Consider the following 20,347-nt stretch of genomic DNA (forward strand, 5'->3'; position numbering starts at 1 on the left):
CCCCCGCGAAGGGCTGGCGGACTTCTTCTACGCTGCGCCAACTGGCCTGCCCGGCGCTCCACCTCCCACGTGTCTGGAGGTGCTCCTTCGGGCCCGGCGCATTACGTCCTTGTGTGGATCACGGGTGGGTTAAGGTGCCGACATGAGCGTACGGTTCACCGGCTGGCCGGAACGAGCCATGGACGTGTTACTGCGCCTGCAGGGCGAGCCCTCAAACGCGGTGCGCGAGCAGTGCCGCGCGGATCGCGAACGCCTCGTCCGGCAGCCGATGATCGCGCTGCTGAACGCTGTGGCGGACGCCGACCCACGGTACGAGGACTTCTCCGTCTGGCACTACCGCACAAACGCCTGGTGGTGGCAGCATCAGGGCGCTGTGATCCGGCTCGGCCGCAAGGTCGAGATCGGTCTGCGGTTCGATCTGGACGGGCTGCAGATCCAGGGGGCCTGGTGGTACCCGGACCCTGGACAGGTCGCCAGGTTCCGCAAGGCAGCCGCCGCCGAGAGCAGCGGCCGCGAACTGTCCGCCATCGTCGGGGACTTGCGGCAGAAGGGCTACGACATCTCCGGGGACGTGATGAAGCGTCCCCCACGGGGTTATCCGTGCGACCACCTCCGTGCGGACCTGCTGCGCCACCGCTCACTGATCGCTGCCCAACCCCTTGGCTGCGACGACTGGCTCCACACCCCTGAAGCCGTCGGCAAAGTCCTCGCGGCCGCCGACGACCTGGATCCCATGCTCACATGGCTGGTCCGTCACGTGAGCAGCGCCGCCTGACACCGGAAGCACTCCGCCCGCGCCGCCGGCCCCTTCAGCCTCAAAGCCCCTCAAGCACCCCGGCTGTATCCAACCCGACACGATCCACGTCGTCCGCCGCTCTCACGAACTTGCGCAACCCGCCCGGAACATCCCCGAGCCCCAGGCTCGCGCACTGATCACTGCCGCGGCGCCACCGCTCCTCTTCGAATACCGGGCTCATGCTGCCTCCCTGATCCCGCCGGACCTGTGGCCACCGTTCCCGTTCCGGCGACACGTCTTTCGGACCAAGGGGGTGGAGCGGCCCAGAAGCCGCCCCTGCGGCCTGCGACCACGTTCGTACAGTGATTGCCGAACGCGGAGCCGTGACCGCCAGCGACGTGGGTGGTGCCCGAGGCAGCAGGCGGGAACGCTCCTCTACCGACACATGGGCGCTGCAATGGTTCTTGGCCACCGGCGAGCTGGCGTGTTCGGCACAAAGTGGCGGCAGCGGATGTACCACGCGGCAGCATCTGTCATCCCCCAGCCGCTCCTTGCCGCCCAGCCGGACGACGAAGAATGTATCCGCGGCCTCAGCGAGATTGCACTGAGTGCCCTGGGCATCGCCACCGCGGACGACACCGCTGACTACTTCCGTCTGCCCGCCGCGTCACTGCTCTCCTGCCCACCTTGGACGACGCCCAGCCCGTAACCGCAGACGGGTGGGGACAGCACCCGCCCGGGCCACCGCGGCCACGCTCCATCCCGGCCGCCTCGACCTCCAGGCATGCACTGCACTGCCTCTCTCCCTTCGACTCCCTGATCTGGCACCGTCCACGCATGCAGCGGCTGTTCGGCATCGAGTACCTGCCGGAGGCATACGAACCAGCAGCCAAGGGCGAGTGCGGCTGCTTCGGCATGCCGGTCCTGGCCGGGACCGAGATCACCGGCCGAGTCAGCAAGGGCACCGCCGCCCCGAAGGCCGCCAGCTCCGTCACGGCCACGACCCCGCCCCCTTGAACCGTGCCGCGGCCACCGCCTGCCACTGGGCCGGCGCACAGCACGTTCCCGTCCCCGACGTCCCAGCAGACGGGGTGGGCACCGCCTCGTGAACGACACACAACCTCACGGCTACCGCCAGCCCTCCGCCGTCCCCCGGGCCAAACAGGTCCTAGCTCCCGGCGTGCTCAGCCGCATCCCTGCCGGAGTCATCCCGTTCTCCGCGTTGATCGCATTCACCCAGCAGCACGGCATCGGCATCGCGGGGCCGGGCAAGGCCGCCCTCATGTCCGCCATCGCCCTGCCCGGACCGGCCCGCGCACGCCGGTGCACCGACCGCGGCCCGACCGCGCCCGTCCTCATGACTCTGCTCAGTTCCACACTCCTGGCAGCTGCAGCCCCGACCACGACCCTGGACGCCTGGCAGATCCCGGTCACTTGGGCCGGCGCAGGTGGCGCCCTCTTCCCGGGGAAGACCAACGAACGGCAGCGTAGTGTGCTGCGGCGACTGGAGCACGACACGGGCGTCGTGGTGCAAGGTCCGCCGGGTACTGGCAAGACACACATGAGCGGTGGCGCCAGACGGGGGGATCGAAGATCCACTTGATCACCAAGCGGGCCGGATTGCCCATCTCCATCGGCATCTCGGGCGCCAACCTGCACGACAGCCGGGCCCTCGAGCCACTCGTGCGCGGTATCCCGCCCATCCGCTCCCGTCGCGGTCCGCGCCGACGACAGTCGGCCAAGCTCCACGGCGATAGGGGCTACGACTACGACCACCTGCGCCGATGGTTGCGCCAGCGCGGCATCTGGCGCCGCATCTCCCGCAAACGCATCGAGCCTCCAGGCGGCTGGGGCGGCATCGTTGGACCATCACACGCACGATGGCCTGGCTCGCAGGATGCCCGCCGCCTGCACCGCCGTTGCGAACGCAAGGCCGTCCACTTCTTGGTGTTCACCAGCATCGCCTGCACCCTCATCTTGCTACCGCAGACTCGCCACATGAGATGACCTCTAAGCCGCCCGGCGGCCTCCGCCAGCCGGCGCCTGGACCATCCCATCGAGGGGGAAAACTTCTTCCCGGGCATCCAGCCGCTGCCGAAGGCGACAGGACCCCTCAACCCGAACCTGGCTTTCACGTCACGCCGGAGCACTACGAATGGTTCCGGCACGTCCTCGCCCGCACAGCCGCCGCTGGACCAACCGCCTTCGCCGGCGACAGCGAGGCAACCCTCCAATACCTGACCAGGCGGCAGGGCATACGTCACTTCACCGGCTTCGCACACGCGGCCACAGGCAGTGTTCAGGAACACGCGAGAAACTCTCGGTATCCGGTTCGTCGGCACCGACCGCGTCTTCCCTGGTTTAACAAACCACCGGTAACGAGAACAGGTACACCACCGACCGACCGCTACCCGCCCGTACCGCAGAACCGTGAGGCGGGGAGAGAGGCTGGGTGGTCAGTCGTTCAGCAAGTCTCGGGCTACCTCGACGTCAGTGATCAAGATGTTGATCCATCCGCCCCGCGCCGCGCCGCGGATAGCGGCGACCTTGTCCATGCCACCTGCCACTCCGATGCGGCGCTCCACCGCATGCAACCGTTCGGGCTCGATGCCGATGAGACGGTCATTGAAGGGCGCATCCACGGGATTGCCGTCGGCATCGAAGTACCGGGCGCACACGTCGCCCACCGCGCCGAGCTTCTTGAGCTGCTGCTGGTCTTGGGCGGTGATGGCATTGCCCGAGCGGCGCAGCAGCGGTGAGGGGGCGAGGCTGCCGATGCCCAGGAGAGCCAGTGTGAGGCGGGACCACGCTTGCATGACCTCGGCCATCGCCGGCTCCCGCGACAGCAGGTCCCGCAACTCACTGCTACCGACCAGGGCGGCGGACGGAGCGAACACCGGCCGAGCTCCGGTGAGTTCCGCCAGTCGACTGGTCAGGCGGGTGGCGTGCAGCTGCACTTCCGGGCTGCCGGAGCCGCCGACGATCTGCACGACCTCGTGTGCCACGGACGAGGTCTTGGCGCGCATGACCTTGACCGACTCCAACAGGGTCGCACTCCAGGAGGAGACGCCGATGACGTCCCCTCCCTTGAGCGTCGCATCGAGGTATGTAGCGGTTGCCGCAGCGAGCGCGGGAATGACGTCGATCCCCGCGCCTTCCACTTCGACCACCACGGCGTCTCGCAGGCCGAACCGCGCGACGAGCGCGTCTTCGAGTTCGGCATGCACGCCCTCTGGGGGCACAACCACGGTGCGTACGACACCGCGGTCGACAGCTTCCTTCAACAGGCGGGAGATACGCGGTTGGGACATGTTGAGATGCGCCGCGATCTCGGGCTGGCGTACTCCGCGCTCGTGATACATGCGGGCTACTTTCACCAGCATCCGCATGTGGTCGGAGCTGGGAGTGGACGACGCTGCCGCCACCATGCCTCCATCCTCGTTCGTCCTGGCGGCCAGGCTGATTGCCGGGCTGCGTGTCTACGCCGCGCAACACCACACCCTATCGTCGAGGGTTTGTGCGTGCTGCTGACGCGTGGCACGCACCGTCCCGTGCCTCAACGCTTGGCGAAGACCCCGTACTCGTCGGCGTTCTTCTTGATGATCAACTCGCAGTCGATGGCCTGCTTCTCGGGCTGTCCGGTCTTACCCGTCTTGATGAACTTGTCCGCCTGCTCTACGGCACGCTCCGCACCCAGGGCGGCGGGCTGGAGGGCGGTCGCTCGCATGGTGCCGGCCTTGATCTGGGTGATGGCATCCGGGCTGCCGTCGAAGCCGACCACGGTGACACCGGTTCGCTTGGCGGACTTCAGTGCGGCCACCGCGCCCAGGGCCATGGTGTCGTTTCCGGCGATGATGCCGCGGATCTTCGGGTGCCGCTGCAGGATGGTCTCCATCTTGGTGAAGGCTTCCTGCTGGTCCCAGTTGGCCGTCTGCTTGGCCACCTGCTTCAGATCCGGGTACTGCGAGACGACGTCGGCGAAGCCCTTGGAACGCACGTCGGCGTTGGTGTCGGATTCCTTGCCGGTGAGCTCCACGTACTGGCCCTTGCCGTCCATCGCTGTGACGAACTCCTGCGCAGCGATCTGCGCTCCCTGGGCATTGTTCGACACGATCTGGGCCTTCGCGATACCGGTCTGGTTGATCTCCCGGTCGATCAGGAAGACGGGGATGCCGGCCTTGGTGGCCTTACGGACAGGGCCGATCGACGCGTCGGCGCCGGCGTTGTCCAGGATGATCGCTGCGGCCTTGCGGGAGATGGCGGCGTCTATCAGTTCGCTCTGCTTGTTGGGGTCGTCGTCGTGCGAGGCGACCGAGGTCTTGTAGCCGAGGTTCTCGGCCTTCTTCTTGGCGGCGTCCCCTTCCGCCTTGAAGAACGGGTTGTCCGGGGAGGGCGTGATGATGGCGACCAGGTTGCTCTTTGAACCGCTTTTGCCGGACTTCGAGCCGTCCGTCGAGTCGTCGGAACTCCCGCACGCGGTCAGTAGGAGCAGTCCTGCGGTGATGGCTGTGGTGGTGGTGACGAGTTGGTGGTGGGTGCGGTGGAACATTCTGGTCTCCTCACAACGGCGTGCGGATATGCAAACGGACAACGGGACGGGGACGGGCTGAAGAGGTGCGGCGTGCCGACTGGGTCAGTGGGCCGTCGTCTTGCTGGAGCCGACTGGATGCTCGGCGTCGGGCTCTGACGGTTCGGCGTCAGGTTTGACGGCGACCGCGGACGCGTCCGCGCGGCGGCGCTGGAAGCGCTGTTGGCTCTGGTCGAGGATGACCGCGACGATGATGACGGCCCCCTTGATGAGCATCTGCCAGAACGTGGAGATGCCGAGGATGACGAGGCCGTCGGCGAGGAAGCCGATGACGAACGCCCCGACGAGGGTGCCGCGTACGGTGCCTCGGCCGCCGGACAGCGCGGCCCCGCCGATGACGACCGCGGCGATGGCGTTGAGTTCGAAGGTCTCGCCCGCCTGCGGTGCGGCGGAGGTGAGTTCGGAGGCGATGATGAGGCCGGACACCGCGGCGCAGGCGCCGGAGATCACATAGACGATGAGTTTGACGCGCTTGACGGGAACACCGCTGAGTTCGGTGGCGCGCTCGTTGCCGCCGGTGGCGTAGAGCCAGCGGCCGAAGGGGGTCGAGCGCAGCAGTACGGCGACGACCACTGCCAGCACAATCATGATCCAGATTGCGACGGGGAGTCCCAGCGGGCGGCCCTGGCCCAGCCAGTCGAAGCCGGTGTTATGGGTGCTGGGGTTGCCTGCAAGATCCGGGTAGGTGGCACCGTCAGAGATCAGCAGGGCGGTGGCCCGGGCCACGTAGAGCATGCCGAGGGTGGCGATGAAGGGCGCCACGCTCAGACGGGTGATCAGGATGCCGTTGACGGTGCCGACCAGTGCGCCCACCGCAATGCACAAAACGATGACGGCCCAGACCTGTGGGTAGGCCACAACGTCCAGCAGGCTCAGGTGCAGCCCTTGGAGGAGTTCTCCGGCGATCACTCCGGACAGGCCGACGGTTGATCCGACGGAGAGGTCGATGCCGCCCTTGAGGATGACCAGCAGCATGCCGAGCGCGAGGATCGCGTTGATGGCGACGTGCTTGGTCATCGTGATGACGTTGTCGACGGTGAGGAAGGAGTCGGACAACAGGCTGAAGATGACGATCAGGACTCCGAGGGCTATGAAAGCGCGGAGTTCGAAGATCGAGTCGACGGTCTTGAGGCGTCGGGCCTGCGCCGCGGCTGCACGGCGCTGTTGGAGCACTACTTCGTGGTCCTTGGTCAGGGTGTCACTCATCATGTGCCTTCTCGGTGGTGTCGGCGCCGTCGGCCAGGCTCATCAGGCGGTCCCGGGTGATCTCACCGGCTTTGAGGTCGGCGACCAGCCGTCCACGGACCAGGACCAGGAGGCGATCGGGTATGTGCAGTGCCTCTTCGGCCTCGGATGTGGTGAAGAGCACGGCGAGGCCGCGCTCGGCCTGCTGGGCCATCAGCTTGAAGACGTCGGCTTTTGCGCCAACGTCGACGCCCCGGGACGGCTCGTCGAGGAGCAGGACTCGGGGGCCGGTCATCAGTGCTTTTCCGATGACGACCTTCTGCTGGTTGCCGCCGCTGAGGGAGCCGATGGGCGCGCGGGGACCAGCGGTCTTGACCGTAACGTCAGCGATCATCGAGGTGACGGCATTGTCCTCGGCGCGGCGGTTGAGCAGCAGCTTGCGGACGAATCGGGTGACCGAGGCCAGTGACAGGTTCTGGCCTACGGACATGGTCTGGACGAGGCCGTCGCGCTGGCGGTCCTCGGGGACGAGGGCCAGTCCGGCGCGGATGCGCTCGCGGACGCTCGCAGGGAGAGGGGCGCCGTGCAGGCGGATCTCCCCGGAGGCGGCGGGGAGCCGCCCGGCCAGGCATTCCAGGAGTTCGGTACGGCCGCTGCCCATGAGGCCGTAGATGCCTACGGTCTCACCGGCGTGAACGGTGAGGGTCAGGGCGTTCACAGCCAGCCGTCCGGGGACGGCGGGGTCGGCGACGGAGAGTTCGGTGAGCTGCAGGGCGGCGGGCCCCAGGGCGGGATTGCGTTCGGGGAAGAGGTCGTCCTGGTTGCGGCCGACCATCTTGCGCACGATCCACCCCAGGTCGACATCGTCGGCCCGTGCGGTGGCCACCATCGTGCCGTCGCGCAGGACAGCGACGTCATCAGCGATGGAGAGAGCTTCCTCCAGGTGGTGTGAGATGTACACGATCGCTACACCCTCGGCCTTGAGCTCGCGGATCACCTGGAAGAGGATCTCCACCTCCGGAGCGCTGAGCGCGGAGGTTGGCTCATCCATGATCAGGACACGCGCGTTCTGGAGCAGGGCGCGGGCGATTTCCACCAACTGCTGCTGTCCCAGCCGCAGTTCGCCTACCGAAGTCTCCGGGCTCAGTTGCTTGTCGAGCCTGCCCAGCACCCCCTGTGCCCGTTCGCGCTGGGCGCTTCGGTGGATCAGGGTGCCGCCGTGGCGGGTGTGTTCACGGCCGAGAAAGAGGTTGTCCTGGATGCTCAGATTGGGGCACAGGCTGAGCTCTTGATGGATGATGGAGATGCCCTGGTCGGAAGCCTGACGGGCACTTGCGAACTCCACTGCTGTGCCATCCAGCTCGATGTGCCCGGTACTGGGCGACTCGACGGCGCTGAGGATCTTCATCAGGGTCGACTTGCCGGCGCCGTTCTCGCCGAACAGCACGGTGGTACGGCCCGCCGCGATGTCCAGGGAGACGCCTTTGAGTGCCTGGGTGCCGCCGTACACCTTGGTGATCTCCGCAGCGCGCAGGACGGGTGGAGCCGGTGCCTGGGTCTCGGCGGTCATGATGCCGCCTCGATGGAAACGGGGGTGATGGTCAGCACGTCGGCGGTCAGCGGTGTCACGGCTCCGATGACTCTGATCTTCTTGCCGCGAACCGCCGCCGCATCGAAGGACTTCAGAACCTTCGCTTTCATCTGGGTATTCAGGGCGGTTGCGGCATCGGCGTACTCGACCTGGTTGGTGAACTGGCCGAAGCTGACCAGGCCGGACGCATCTCGCAGCGATGTCCCGTTGATGGCCGGACCGATCTGCACGGACAGGCGCGCCCTGTCCAGGCCGGGCACCGTCACCTGCAGCAGACCGCTCTTCACGGCACCCGCGGTTCCAGTGAACGTCACGGCGTAGGTGTAGGGGCCCGTGCCCGCGCGGTGCCCGTACTTTTTGCCGGCTGCTTCCGGGTCTGCGTCGATGGCCTGGTGGAGCTTGGCGATGTCGACGGCGTTCTTCTTGATCGCCGGAACGATCTTCGGCTCGAACGTTGCGGCCGCGTACTTCGCGGGGTCGAATGTTGGTTTGCTGCCGGCTCTGGGCTCGCTGTCGGAACGGTAGGTCGTCGTGGCCGCGATGGCAATGAACAGGAGCATGAGTGCGATGAGGGAACCGCGGCCCAAGGTGAGCAGGCCAGGGCGAACCACCGTGCTCCTTTCCGCCCGCGTCAGGTCTGTCGTCGTCATGGTGTCCTTCGCTTTCCACGTGTCCCGAGGTGGCGAGCGGCTGTGAGGCGCTGATGCCAGTGCCCCACCGCACTGCGGCGCTCTGCGTCGTTCCAGGTAGGCATGAATGTCTGCAGGCCGCTGTCAGCGCGCTCTTCCAGGTCGGCGGCCGCCCACAGGCCGAGCCCGAGTCCTGCCAGATGCGCGGTGCCAACGGCGGACAGCTCGTGATATCGGGTGCGCGCCACGGTGACACCACTGACATCGGCCTGAAGTTGCATCAGTGCGTCGCTTCGGCTCAGACCGCCGTCGGCGACGACCTGCCGCAGACCGGGCAGGGCCGCCAGAGCGTCGCCGACCTGGAATGCGACCGATTCCAAGCAGGCGCGGGCCAGTTGGGCTCGCCCGGTTCCCAGGCTGAATCCGGCCAGGAGGGGGACGGCTTGGGCGTCCCACCAGGGTGCCCCGATGCCACCGAAGGCCGGCACCAATGTCACGTCGCCTGCATCGGTGTCGGCCGCGAGCCGGATGAGTTGTTCTGCCTCGGTACCGAGCAGATCCGCCAGCCAGGTCAAGGTGCGCCCGGTGGAGCGGATGTTGGCCTCATGCGCATAGGAGGGCCGGCCGGTGGACCAGGCGATCGTGCTGCACACGCCGTCGGTTTGTTCGGGCGAGTCCGCGATCGTCATGACGGAGGAGCCGGTGCCGTAGGTGGCTTTCACTATGCCCGGCCGCCAGCCGGCGTGGGCGAACAGGGCGGCGTGCGAGTCACCCATGACGGCCAGCACCGGGGTGCCGTCGGTCAGTGGCGCGAGCCCTCGCAGCGCCCCGAAAGGGCCGGTGGAGGGGACGATCCGGCTCAACGCGGCCCGGGGGATGTTGAACCAGTCGAGCAGGTCGTCGTCCCAGTCGCCGGTGGCGAGACTGAGCAGCTGGGTCCGTGAGGCGTTGCCGATCTCTGTGACCGGCTCTCCGGTGAGCGCGTGCAGCAGATAGGCGTCCACAGTGCCCAGGCGGAGCGTGCCGGCCGCGCTGCGTGCACGGACGGGGTCATAGCTGTCGAGCAGGGCCGCCATCTTCAGAGCGGAGAACATCGGATCGAGCGGGAGACCTGTCCGGCGACGGATCTCCTCGCTGAGGCCTGCGGTGGTGAGGCGGGCCGCACGTTCCCCTCCCCGCTGGTCCTGCCAACTGACCAGCGGGGCGGCAGGCTTGGTGGTCGCGGAGTCCCACAGGACGACCGATTCACGCTGGGTGCTCAGGGCGATCCCAGCCACGCTGCGAGGGTCGACGTCCCGCATGCAGTCGGCAACGGCGGTGCGCACACTGTCCAGGAGCGCTGTCGCGTCCTGTTCCACCAGACCGGGACCTGGGTGGGACTGCGGCAGGGCCGCTCGGCCGCGGGAGACGATGTCGCCCGCGGCGTCCAGGAGCAGGGTTTTGGTAGAGCTGGTGCCCTGGTCGATGGCGAGAACGTGCGGCTTCATCACACCCGTCCCAGAACCTCACGGGCGGTGCCGGCGATACCGTCGGCGGTCAGACCGAAGTGGTCGAGCAAAAACGCCGCGCTGCCGGTCGGGGCGAAGGCGGGCACGCCCAGCATGCGTACCGCGACCGGGTGGCTTTCTGCCACGACCTTGGCCACGGCCGCCCCCAGACCGCCGGAGAGCAGCCCCTCTTCCGCGGTGACGATGGCCCCGGTGTCACGCGCGGCAGCCACCACAGCGTCCACGTCGAGCGGCTCCACGAAGGTCATGTTGAGGACGCGAGCGGAGATGCCGTCCTTACCGAGAAGGTCTGCTGCCTCCAGTGCGCGCGAGACCATCGTGCCCACCGCGATCAGGGTGACATCGGTGCCCTGGGTGAGGCGCACCGCTCGGCCGGCCTCGAAAGGCGCGTCGTCGGGGGTGATTGCCGGCACCTTGAACCGGGGCACGCGGATGTAGGTCGGCCGGCCCGATGCGGCCGCCCAGCGCACGGCGCTGCGGGTCTGCGCCGGGTCCGCGGGCACGATGATCTCCAGGCCCGGGATGGCGCGCATCCAGGAAAGATCCTCGATGGAATGGTGTGTGGGGCCCAGCTCGCCGTAGGCCATGCCGGGGCTCTGGCCGCACAGGACGACATGACGGTGGGTGTAAGCGATATCGGCCTTGATCTGCTCCAGGGCACGGCCGGTGAGGAAGGGCGCGGCAGCAGACGCGAACGGGATGAACCCGGCGTTGGCGAGGCCGGCTGAGACGCCTACCAGGTCTTGTTCGGCGATGCCCACGTTGACCAGTCGGGCGGGGAACTCCTCGCGAAACTTGACGAGGTTACTGGAGCCCACCGAGTCGTTGCACACGGCCACGATCCGCTCGTCGGTGCGCGCCAGCGCGGCGAGCTCGTCGGCGAAGTCGACCCTGCAGTCGAACGTGGGGGCGGGGGCAGGGGCGGCCACGGTGCTCATCGGTTCAGCTCCTCGAGCGCAAGACGTACCTGGTCGTCGGTGGGCACCTTGTGATGCCATTCGACGCGGTCCTCCATGAACGACACCCCCTTGCCCTTGGTGGTGTTGGCGATCACGGCGACCGGGCGCCCTGTGGTGGAGGGCGCGTACGCCTCCTTGATCGCCTGGTGGTCGTGGCCGTCGATGACGCGGACTTCCCACCCGAAGCTCGCCCACTTCGCGTCCAGCGGCTCGAGGGACTTGGTGTCCTCGGTGCGGGCGCCTTGCTGCAGCCGGTTTCGGTCCACCACGGCGGTCAGGTTGGCCAGTTCGTAGTGGGCGGCCGTCATCGCGGCTTCCCAGTTGCTGCCTTCCTGGAGTTCGCCGTCGCCGAGCACCACGATCGTCCGCCAGGTCTCACCGCGCAGCGTCGCGCCGAGCGCGCAGCCGGTGGCGACGGGGAAGCCGTGGCCGAGCGGGCCGGTGTTGGTCTCCACGCCGGGAACCTTCAGTCGGGCGGGGTGGCCGTTGAGCGGCGACAGCGGGCCCATGAACTCGTTCAGCCGGGTTCGGGGGAAGAATCCACAGGAGGCCAGCGTGGAGTACAGAGCTGCGGCGCAGTGCCCCTTGCTGAGAACGAATCGGTCGCGTTGAGGGTTGCCTGGTTCGGTGGGGTGCATACGCAGCGTGCCCCACATGGCGGTCACCAGCAGATCGGTGACGGAGAGGTCACCGCCCACATGTCCCATACCGGCGGCCTGGATGGTGGTGAGGATGTCGCGCCGTACGGATGTCGAGATCTCGGCGAGTTCGGCCGCCGCCTCGGCGGGTGCCACGGTGCGCAGTCGTGCGTTGCGCTGGTGGTAGGCGCGGGCAGTGTTCTCGTCGGCCTGCAGCGGCGCGGCAGTGTCCAGGGCGGCGGTCACGCGGACTCACTTTCTGCTAGGGCGCGAAAGAGCGCGCGCTTCGCCAGGCGCTGCGCCTTGAGGGCGTCCTGCGCCGCTTGCGCTGCGGCAAGTTCCTCTCGATCGAGGTAGGCGAGGGCCTGATGGAAGGCGCGCATGGTGCGGATGCCGGTGCGGGCGGCCTCCACCGGGTCCTCGCGGAAGGGAAACTGGTCGAGCTGCCAGACCCCTTGCCAGCCGGCGTCGCGCAGGGCGAAGAAGAACTCGAAGGTCTCCAGCAGGTGGACGGAGCCGACGACCATGTCGTCGTCCCAGCCGCGAAAGTTGTCGTTGACGTCGATCGCGAACAGCTTGTCGCGGGCGATCGCCAGCCGGGCGGCTTCGGCCGGCGTTTCACCGCCGTACAGGGAGTGTCCGAAGTCCAGCAGGACTCCTACGTTGTCCACCCCCATGTCCTGGATCGCGAGCAGGGTGCGGGCGGCGGAGGAGAAGACCATCCGGTTCCGCGGCTCGCGCGGCTTGTACTCGATCGCGAACTTCACGTCGGGGTAGGCCTGCGCGAGTTCACGCAGCGCGTCGACCGACTTCGACCAAAGGTCGCTGTAGTCGGCCTGGAAGGGATAGTCGTAGCCGTCCTGTCCTGGCCAGATCTTGATGTAGTCCACGCCCAGTTCACGGCCGACCTCGGCCGAGGCGGCGACCAGATCGATGGCCTGGCGGCGAACAGCGGCATCGGGATTGGTGAAGCCACCCTTGGCGAACTTGCCGGTATAGAACTCCGGCGTCACGGCGATGGCCCTCAGGTTCTGCTCGGCCAGGGCCGCTCGTACCTCGGTGGTGCTGATGCCGCCCGGCGGGAACGGCCAGTTCAGGTCGAGAACAGACAGGTCACCGACCGCTCCGGCCAGCTTGATCGCGTCCAGGATGGTGCGCGGTTCGCCGTACCCGTCGGTGGCATATCGGTCGACGTAGGTCGCGAAGTGCCAGACACCGGCGCCATAGACCGGCTCTTCCCGCACCGACTCTTGAATTTCTATGCGTTGTTGAGTTGACATGCGGGACAAGTTACGAACGCGAGCCCAGCGCGTCAACCCCCCTACCGCAAGGGCGACTTACAGAGCTTCCGCGGGCTCTCCCCCGCCACCCGCAAGCCCCTTCAGCGACTTGCGTCCGACCCGTTGACAGGGTCACGCACCCCTCCCAGAATTCTTGCCTGTCAACTCAAGCATGAATAGACATGCATAACGGGTTGTCGGACAACCACTCACGCCCGACCGAGCCGGAGGAGGCCACAGGGCGCAATCCAACGGAATGCCCCAGCGAGCCGACCACCCCGGCCAACGCCGGGCACCGCGGTGCGCCATGGACCGTGCGCGCCCAGAGCACGCACGTCAAGTAAGAGCACACAGCGCCAGGCCAACGCGGCACCACGCGGTAAGCGTCATGTCTGTGACAGCCACGCCACCGGCCAGGCGCCGCTGGATGCGTCCACGCAATCAGCTCGAATCCAGGAAGACACAGGCGCTGCGGCGAGTTGGGCGCCACACGAATCTCAACACCGCCAAACTCACCGTTGCCGCCCACACACAGCCACCGAGGCGATCACCGGCCTCAAAGAACGCGAACGATGACGCCTCAACAACAGCGTCCGTAACGCCTCGCCGGGGGCTCCCCCCTCTGTGCCACCGCCCCAGGCAACGCGGCGCCGGCGACCCGCCATCGGCACCTCACCCAGCAGACACGCCGGCAGGCGCCGCACGACATCCGCCGAGAGGTCCTGCACCTCCCGCCGGAATCCACCGGACCCGCGTCGCACGCACCTCCAACAAGGGAGACACATGTACGCACATGCCTCAAGCCCTCGCCGACGTCGAAGGCTTGCCATCGCGACCTTGGTCGCCCTCACTGCGGCCGTCCTGCCGGCCACAGCGCAGGCAGCACCCAACGTTTCCGCCGGCACGCTCTCCACGTCAACGGGATCGGGCCATCAGCAAAAGCCTCGCGTCATCCTGACGACAGATGGCGAGGTCGACGACATGGACTCGTTCATCCGCTACCTCTACTACGCCAACGAATTCGACACCGCCGGCATCGTCCTGACCAGCTCCCGCTTCCACTGGGCAGGCGACGGCGACACGGTGAAGCCGTACCGCTGGACCGGAACGAAGTGGGTCAACGACTACATCGACCGATACGCCAAGATCTACCCCAATCTCCGCAAGCACGCGGCCGGCTACCCCTCCCCCGACAACCTGCGTTCGCTGTACAAGATCGGCAACATCGCGAACGTCAGCGATACGGCCGACCCCACCGCAGGATCCGATCTGATCAAGAAGGCCATCCTCGACAACAAGCCTGGGCCGCTGTACGTGCAGGCCTGGGGCGGGCTCAATACCGTCGCCCGAGCGCTCAAGTCGATCGAGGCAGAGTACTCGGGCACCAAGAAGTGGGACGCCATCCAGCGCAAGGTCAACAGCAAGCTGGTGCTCTACAACATCCTCGAGCAAGACGCCACGCTGAAGGACTACATCAAGCCCAGCTGGCCGGGCGTGAAAGTCATCGACAACCAGTCCCAGTTCTGGAGCTTCGCCTACGCCTGGAAGCCGACCGTCCCGCAGCCCTACCAGTACACCCTTCGCTCCTCCTACATGCAGGACAACTTCCTCAACGGCCACGGCCCGCTGCTGAAGCAGTACCGCACCTACCGAGACGGCAACCCGACTCCCGGGGACGATGAGAACCTGCGCTGGCGGCCGGAGGCCAGCGAGGAGAACGAAAACGCCGGCTACGACGTCCACGACTTCATCTCCGAGGGGGACTCCCCCGCGTTCCTGCACCTGCTGGACTTCAACGGGCTGCGGTCGTCGGAAGACCCGACGTTCGGCGGCTGGGGCGGTCGCTTCACACCGAACGCCTCAGGCTGGGGGGACACCTCTGACGCCAACCCCTACACGGGAAACCAGACGGACCGCAGCTACCCCCAGACCCGCTGGGTCGAGGACATCCAGAACGACTTCGCGGCTCGGGCCGACTGGGGTCACGCCTCCTCCTATGCCGATGCGAATCACGCCCCCAAGGCTTCTGTGATGCAGGGCACGAACCTCAAGGCCGAGCCGGGGTCCAAAGTCGCCCTGCGGGGCATCGCCAGTGACCCCGACGGGGACCGTGTGTCGTACAAGTGGTGGCAGTACACCGACGCCGACACCTATCCCGGCGAGGTGCCCCTGAACCACACCGACCGGCCCAACGTTGCCTTCACCGTGCCCGCGGATGCGACGCCGGGGTCCACCATCCATCTCATCCTCGAGGTCAAGGACGACGGCAGTCCTGCTCTCAAGCACTACCAACGCGTCGTCGTAACCGTTACCGGCTAGACGTATTGGCCCGGAGCGTTGTTTGCGCGGCTGGTGGGTGGCTGGCCGCCGAGTGCGGGGTAGGGTCGGCCAAGCGGCGAGGTCCGTGCTGGGCAGGGCCTTTCCGCTCGGCCTCCCTCCGAACCGGACGGGCCCGATTTCCGAGCATCCGGCTCTCCAGTGACTACTGCGTGAGCGTCGTGTTCGGCTTCCCAGTGTGGACGCGCGCTCAGGTCGAACTCTCGCAGGGCATGCAGGAGGTGGCGCTGGTTCTTCCAGCGAGTGGTATGACCGCGCCGCGCGTAACGGGCCGTCGGGTCGTAGGGCGAGACGGCCGCGGCCGGCGCCGGCGGCCGGTGTCCTTCAACGCTGTGCCAGGGCTCCGACCTGGTCGCGGACGGCGGTGTCGAGGTCGGTGGCGGTGAGACCGAAGGTGACCGCGGTTTCGTCCGCGTCCATGTGGAACGGCGCGTACCACTGGTAGTCCTGTGCCGTTCACTGCTGGCGGGCCTTCTCCAACCCGAGCGGCTGTCGCAGCCACAAGTCGAGAACCGCATAGTCGCCATCGGCGAGACCAAGGCGGGCATCGACCCGGTGGAGCAGGGCGTGTCCCCGGTGGTGGGCGGCGACCCAGGCCCGATCCGTGTCGGTGACCTCGTCATCGACCCATACGAACGGCTGCCCCGCCGCCCACTCGACGAGTGCACGGGTTCTCCAGTGCAGTCCATCGCGTTCGTCCTGTTCATCGACGTCTGACGGATCCGGCCAGACCACCACGGCAAGCTGCTGAAGGCCGAGCAACGGAGCGATGCCCTCCCTGGCGGACCTGCTACGGGTTCATGGCCCGCTGGGCCGCGGTCGGCGTCATCGGGCAGATCCGTGACCAGCTCCGCAAACGCATCCGCCGCGAGATGGGCAAGGCGCCCGGAGCGGTCGCCACCGTCATCGACTCCCAGTCGATCAAGGCCGCCGAGACCGTCGGCAAGGACTCCCGCGGCTACGACGCAGGCAAGAAAATCAACGGCCGCAAGCGGCACCTGGTCGTCGACACCAAGGGCCTGCCACTGTTCGTCATGGTCACCCCGGCCGACATGACCGACCGCAACGCGGCCAAGGAAGTGCTGTTCCGGCTGCGGCTGATGCACCTCGAGATCACCATCGTCTGGGCCGACTCCGCCTATGCCGGACAGCTCGTGACCTGGGCGAAGACTTACCTGAACCTGACAATCAAGGGCGTCAGCCGCCCGAAGGACGCCTTCGGGTTCGTCGTTCTGCCCCGGCGCTGGGTCGTCGAACGCTCACACGCCTGGATCATGCACGCCCGCCGACACGCACGTGACTACGAACGGCTCATCCAGCATTCGGAATCGCTCATCACCTGGGCCACGATCACCCTGATGACCAGGCGGATCACCCGCAGAAGCGGACAGCCGGCGTCCCGCGAAGCCCAGCGGGACTGATCGTTCTCAAGGTCAGGGCCATCGCCTTGGCCTTGCCCCGGCCGGAATCGCGGCCCTGGTCAGTCGTCCTTGCGGGCTCGGGTGAAAGCCTCATACCGGGCCCGCAGCGCGGAGAAGTCATCGCGGGGGAAGGCCCGCGCGATGAAGTCGAGGTGGGGGCCGATGTCCAGGTGGAAGTACTCTGGGAAGCCGGGGTCGTGCGGATCGGCAAAGAGGTACTGCCAGCCGTGCAGGCCCCGGGTGAGCAGCAGCGTCTCCAGGTACTCGGGGTAGCTGAGGTCGAGGCGTACGAGGGTGTGCGAGGTGTTGACGGAGTACCAGATCTCGGGGTGCCCGGACACGTCGAGGACGACGTCGTCTTCGGCCCTGAACCCTGCGATCGCGCCGTCCCCCGTGTGAGCGGTGCCGTCGAAGCCGTGGAGGACGAGTTCGGTGAGCCCGCCCTCCTCGTCGGCCTCCGGCATGTAGACCTCGGAAACGTTGGCAACCAGTCCGCGGTATCCGCGCTCCGACGCCGGCCAGTCCGCTTCGGATACCGTGTGGGGAACCCAGCCCACGCAGGCGTTCACAAGATGGTTGAGCCTTAGCTCGCCGCCGAGGGTGGTGTCCTCGGTCGCCCTCCAGTAGCAGCCCAGGCCGCCGTACCGGTGGAAGTTGCCGGCCATGGACGGGGCGAGGGCCAGCCCCGTGACCTTTCCAATTACCTCAAGCGCGTGCTCGGGCCCGGCGAGCCAGGTGGCAAGGGGGCCCTCCTCCGCGTCGTACAGCGTGATGGCCTCGTTCCCGCGGAGGCCGGCGAGCATGGCCACCAGCCTGTCCTCGAACACGGTCAAGTCCGTTCCCCTCATCAGGCACGCGCGGCACATCGGGGCCGCAACCACGCCCAGCTTAGGGGGCGTTGTTTCCCGGAGGGGCAGGCGTGACCTGCGGGATCAATGGGTCCGGCGGGGACCTGGAGGAAGTGGAAGAGGATAGGGCCGCGCAGAGGGAAGCCGCATTAGCACCCCTTCCCACGCAAGGGGAAAGGTCGTTCTGCTTCTGACTTCCCCGCCGCGGTGGCCGCACCGACCGAATCCCGGGCGACGCGGAAAGCGAACTCCGCCCCGTTCCTCAGCGCTCTCCGCACGCGCTAACCCGGCCCACCATCCAAAGGAGGGCCGTCAGCGGAACCGCTGATGCCGTCGTCGGAGCCCCCGGAGCCACTCCCGTTCGAATCCTGACCTGGGCAAACCCGCAGCTCAGGATCGAAAACAGGCACTCAGCGACGACCCGGTCCAGAGCATCGACTGCGAGCGTTCGGAGATCTGCGGGGAGCTCTGGGATCGGTTCCGACGGGCCGTAGGTTTGACACGTCGGTTCGCCGGCAGGGTGCTGTGCGATAACTACGGCTGCCGCGGCCACGGCTCACTCGGCGTAGGCGGCGTCCAGCTCGTCGGCCGAGTTGGCGGCGCGTTTGAGTACGCTGCGGATCATGGACTCGCGCTCTTCCGTGGATGCGTCATCCAAGTCGCCGCCAAAGTCGGCGGCACCGGGGTTCCGGGGCAGGGTGAGTCCGGCGATCACGGCATCGCGGTCTCGGTCTATGCCGGCGGCAAGGGTGTGGAGGCTTGGACACGCACCGAAAGACGGCGCCAGTGCGGCTGCGGCGAGGGGCGGCGAGTCCGGCCGGGCTCGCCGCGCGACCAGCCGGCGGTCCGCGCGCGGCGGCCGTCGGCGCTTCACCGCCCCGTGACGGCGAATCCAAGCCCCGCCACCAGAACTGCGGCGGCCGTCCCGCCGACCGACAGAGGATCGACCAGTGCCGGGTGCTGGACGTGACGTAGACCAGGCCCGCCACGATGCGCAGGATCACTGCCAGGGCGAGCAGCAACAGATACACCCGCACGTCCTGGTGCTGGTCATCACGGCGCGGGCTGTTCGGGTCGGTGGTCATCATTCCTCTTCGGTTTCGGGGATGCGGGAGCCGCGCGCCGGAATGGCACTGCCCCGTGTGTCGACGGCGGGCCAGGCAGCAGCTCAGTTGCGGGCAGCACCGTGGAGCAGGCGGCGCTTAGCCACGCAACCCGCGGCGCACCACCACAGTGCCGTCGGCACAGACCATTGCGAAGGCTCGCCGTCTGCGAACTTCGCGAAAATGGAGCCGGAACCACGAATTCCTGCGAAATCCGTGTCAACCACCAGCTGCGACGCAGCTCGGGTGGTGGGTCTATCGCGCGGCGGCGGAGGTGCTCAACCGAGCGCTCTACGGAGAGGGGAACCCGGTTGGTTCGTGGTGCCGATCGACAGCAGGCTGCCCGCCCGAACGTGAGCAGTCTCAGCCGTCCTGGCGTCACGAAGCGCGACGGGGCCGTTGTGCCTTGGTTTCCGCCGCATTGATCGCCCAGTCCGTGCTTACGGGCCGTGGGTCCAGTGGGGCAGCTGTTACCGACTTCGGCGTATTAGGGTCTGTCAGGATCGTCCACCCCGTCACCCGCGTGGTGCGAGGGTGTTCACGTCCGGCGTGGTGGTCACCGGTCGGGTGCAGCCGACTTCCGGGATCTTGGCCATACGCGTGCGGATGTGCAGGACGTCGCCGATGAAGAGGTCGTAGACCAGGACCCCGATCACGCCGCCGACGAGGGGGCCGACGATGGGGATCCAGAAGTAGTCGCTGAAGCCGCTGGGCGTTGTGCCCGGCAGGGCGAGTTCCCCCCAGCCCATGATCCAGGCGAACAGACGCGGGCCGAAGTCGCGGGCGGGGTTGATGGCGTAGCCGGCGTTCGCGCCGTAGGACAGGCCGATGGCGGCGACCGCCAGGCCGATGACGACCGGCCCCAGGTAGACCCGCACGGCGGGGTTGCGCAGGTCGATGACGGCCATGATGAAGATGATCATGAACGCCGCGCCGACGGTCTGGTCCACGAGCGGGCCCCACACGTCGCCGTGGAAGTACTGCGCGGGCACCGTGCCGAAGATCGAGAAGGTGGCGAGGGTGTGGCCGTCCGTCTTCGGCCCCTTCATCGCCTGGTCCAGGGCGCTGATCGCGTCGTGGTAGACCGCGTACACCAGCACGGCCCCGGCGAACGCCCCGAGCACCTGGGCGGCCATGTACGGGACGACCTTGACCCACCGGAACCGGCGGCGCACCGCGAAGGCGAGTGTGACCGCTGGATTCAGGTGCGCCCCGCTGACGCCGCCGGCGACGTAGATGCCGAAGGTCACCGCCAGGCCCCAGCCGAGCACGGGCATAACCCAGTCGCCGACGCCGACGAAGCTCGTGGTGGCTCCCGCGGTGCGGCCCGAACCGGGCAGCGCCGCGACCGCCATGGCCGCCACGCCGCACCCGAAGGAGATGAGGACGAACATCCCCAGGAACTCCGCGAGGCACTCCCCGAGCAGTCCTCCTCGGCGCCGGAAGCGCGAGGGGCTCACCAGTGGCGGAATCTCAACAGCCATCAGGGCTCCCTGGGGGACGGGGCACGCGGGGACGGCCTCC

14 protein-coding genes and 4 pseudogenes are annotated in these 20,347 nt (G+C 67.6%); 6 read left to right on the forward strand and 12 right to left on the reverse strand.

What is annotated here, in order from left to right:
• Positions 1-142: 142 nt before the first annotated feature.
• The 4 genes and pseudogenes from ABTY62_RS42290 to ABTY62_RS42300 form a co-directional block, all read left to right on the forward strand.
• Positions 143-775 (forward strand): DUF2461 family protein, encoded by a 633-nt coding sequence (locus ABTY62_RS42290; protein WP_352134700.1) that lies wholly within the window; start codon positions 143-145, stop codon positions 773-775.
• A gap of 64 nt (positions 776-839) precedes the next feature.
• A pseudogene (locus tag ABTY62_RS47655) lies at positions 840-1,445 on the forward strand (DNA glycosylase AlkZ-like family protein); the annotation flags it as partial.
• Positions 1,424-1,753 (forward strand): DNA glycosylase AlkZ-like family protein, encoded by a 330-nt coding sequence (locus ABTY62_RS47660; RefSeq protein WP_502997632.1) that lies wholly within the window; start codon positions 1,424-1,426, stop codon positions 1,751-1,753. The pseudogene ABTY62_RS47655 and the gene ABTY62_RS47660, both read left to right, overlap by 22 nt.
• A 567-nt stretch (positions 1,754-2,320) precedes the next feature.
• Positions 2,321-2,738 (forward strand): annotated as a pseudogene (locus ABTY62_RS42300) (IS5 family transposase); the annotation flags it as partial.
• 454 nt (positions 2,739-3,192) lie between these two features.
• Here ABTY62_RS42300 and ABTY62_RS42305 read toward each other — a convergent pair.
• The 9 genes from ABTY62_RS42305 to ABTY62_RS42345 all read right to left on the reverse strand — a co-directional run bounded on the left by ABTY62_RS42305 (position 3,193) and on the right by ABTY62_RS42345 (position 13,114).
• Positions 3,193-4,164, reverse strand: coding sequence for a sugar-binding transcriptional regulator (locus ABTY62_RS42305; protein WP_352134701.1), 972 nt, complete (start codon positions 4,162-4,164; stop codon positions 3,193-3,195).
• Between the two features lie 128 nt (positions 4,165-4,292).
• Complete coding sequence (locus ABTY62_RS42310; protein WP_352134702.1) at positions 4,293-5,285, reverse strand: D-ribose ABC transporter substrate-binding protein; 993 nt, start codon at positions 5,283-5,285, stop codon at positions 4,293-4,295.
• An 84-nt stretch (positions 5,286-5,369) separates the two neighbouring features.
• On the reverse strand, positions 5,370-6,530 hold the full coding sequence (locus tag ABTY62_RS42315) for an ABC transporter permease (RefSeq protein ID WP_352134703.1): 1,161 nt from the start codon (positions 6,528-6,530) through the stop codon (positions 5,370-5,372).
• Positions 6,523-8,079 (reverse strand): sugar ABC transporter ATP-binding protein, encoded by a 1,557-nt coding sequence (locus tag ABTY62_RS42320; protein WP_352134704.1) that lies wholly within the window; start codon positions 8,077-8,079, stop codon positions 6,523-6,525. The genes ABTY62_RS42315 and ABTY62_RS42320 overlap by 8 nt, the downstream gene beginning before the upstream one ends.
• Positions 8,076-8,750: a DUF2291 family protein gene (locus tag ABTY62_RS42325; protein ID WP_352134705.1), complete on the reverse strand. Its 675-nt coding sequence runs from the start codon at positions 8,748-8,750 to the stop codon at positions 8,076-8,078. The genes ABTY62_RS42320 and ABTY62_RS42325 overlap by 4 nt, the downstream gene beginning before the upstream one ends.
• Positions 8,747-10,216, reverse strand: a complete 1,470-nt coding sequence (locus ABTY62_RS42330; RefSeq protein WP_352134706.1) for an FGGY family carbohydrate kinase — start codon at positions 10,214-10,216, stop codon at positions 8,747-8,749. Before ABTY62_RS42330 ends, ABTY62_RS42325 begins: the two co-directional genes overlap by 4 nt.
• A complete protein-coding gene (locus ABTY62_RS42335; RefSeq protein WP_352134707.1) occupies positions 10,216-11,175 on the reverse strand; it encodes a transketolase family protein in 960 nt (319 codons plus the stop codon). The genes ABTY62_RS42330 and ABTY62_RS42335 overlap by 1 nt, the downstream gene beginning before the upstream one ends.
• A complete protein-coding gene (locus ABTY62_RS42340; RefSeq protein WP_352134708.1) occupies positions 11,172-12,080 on the reverse strand; it encodes a transketolase in 909 nt (302 codons plus the stop codon). The genes ABTY62_RS42335 and ABTY62_RS42340 overlap by 4 nt, the downstream gene beginning before the upstream one ends.
• A complete protein-coding gene (locus tag ABTY62_RS42345) occupies positions 12,077-13,114 on the reverse strand; it encodes a sugar phosphate isomerase/epimerase family protein (RefSeq protein ID WP_352134709.1) in 1,038 nt (345 codons plus the stop codon). Before ABTY62_RS42345 ends, ABTY62_RS42340 begins: the two co-directional genes overlap by 4 nt.
• Before the next feature lie 783 nt (positions 13,115-13,897).
• On the opposite strand from ABTY62_RS42345, the gene ABTY62_RS42350 reads away from it, so the two are divergent.
• Entirely contained in the window at positions 13,898-15,433 is a 1,536-nt protein-coding gene (locus ABTY62_RS42350) for a DUF1593 domain-containing protein (protein ID WP_352134710.1), read from the forward strand.
• Positions 15,434-15,907: 474 nt separating this feature from the next.
• On the opposite strand, the pseudogene ABTY62_RS42355 reads toward ABTY62_RS42350, so the two are convergent.
• A pseudogene (locus ABTY62_RS42355) lies at positions 15,908-16,228 on the reverse strand (HAD domain-containing protein); the annotation flags it as partial.
• On the opposite strand from ABTY62_RS42355, the pseudogene ABTY62_RS42360 reads away from it, so the two are divergent.
• A pseudogene (locus ABTY62_RS42360) lies at positions 16,225-16,830 on the forward strand (IS5 family transposase); the annotation flags it as partial. The pseudogenes ABTY62_RS42355 and ABTY62_RS42360 overlap by 4 nt on opposite strands.
• Before the next feature lie 101 nt (positions 16,831-16,931).
• On the opposite strand, the gene ABTY62_RS42365 reads toward ABTY62_RS42360, so the two are convergent.
• Entirely contained in the window at positions 16,932-17,705 is a 774-nt protein-coding gene (locus ABTY62_RS42365; RefSeq protein WP_352134711.1) for a hypothetical protein, read from the reverse strand.
• Positions 17,706-19,338: 1,633 nt separating this feature from the next.
• Positions 19,339-20,307 carry an MIP/aquaporin family protein gene (locus ABTY62_RS42370; protein WP_352134712.1) on the reverse strand — a complete coding sequence of 323 codons (969 nt, stop codon included), beginning with the start codon at positions 20,305-20,307 and terminating at the stop codon, positions 19,339-19,341.
• Positions 20,308-20,347: the final 40 nt, after the last annotated feature.

This window comes from Streptomyces sp. NPDC097640 (genome assembly GCF_040302705.1).
Lineage (GTDB): Bacteria > Actinomycetota > Actinomycetes > Streptomycetales > Streptomycetaceae > Streptomyces.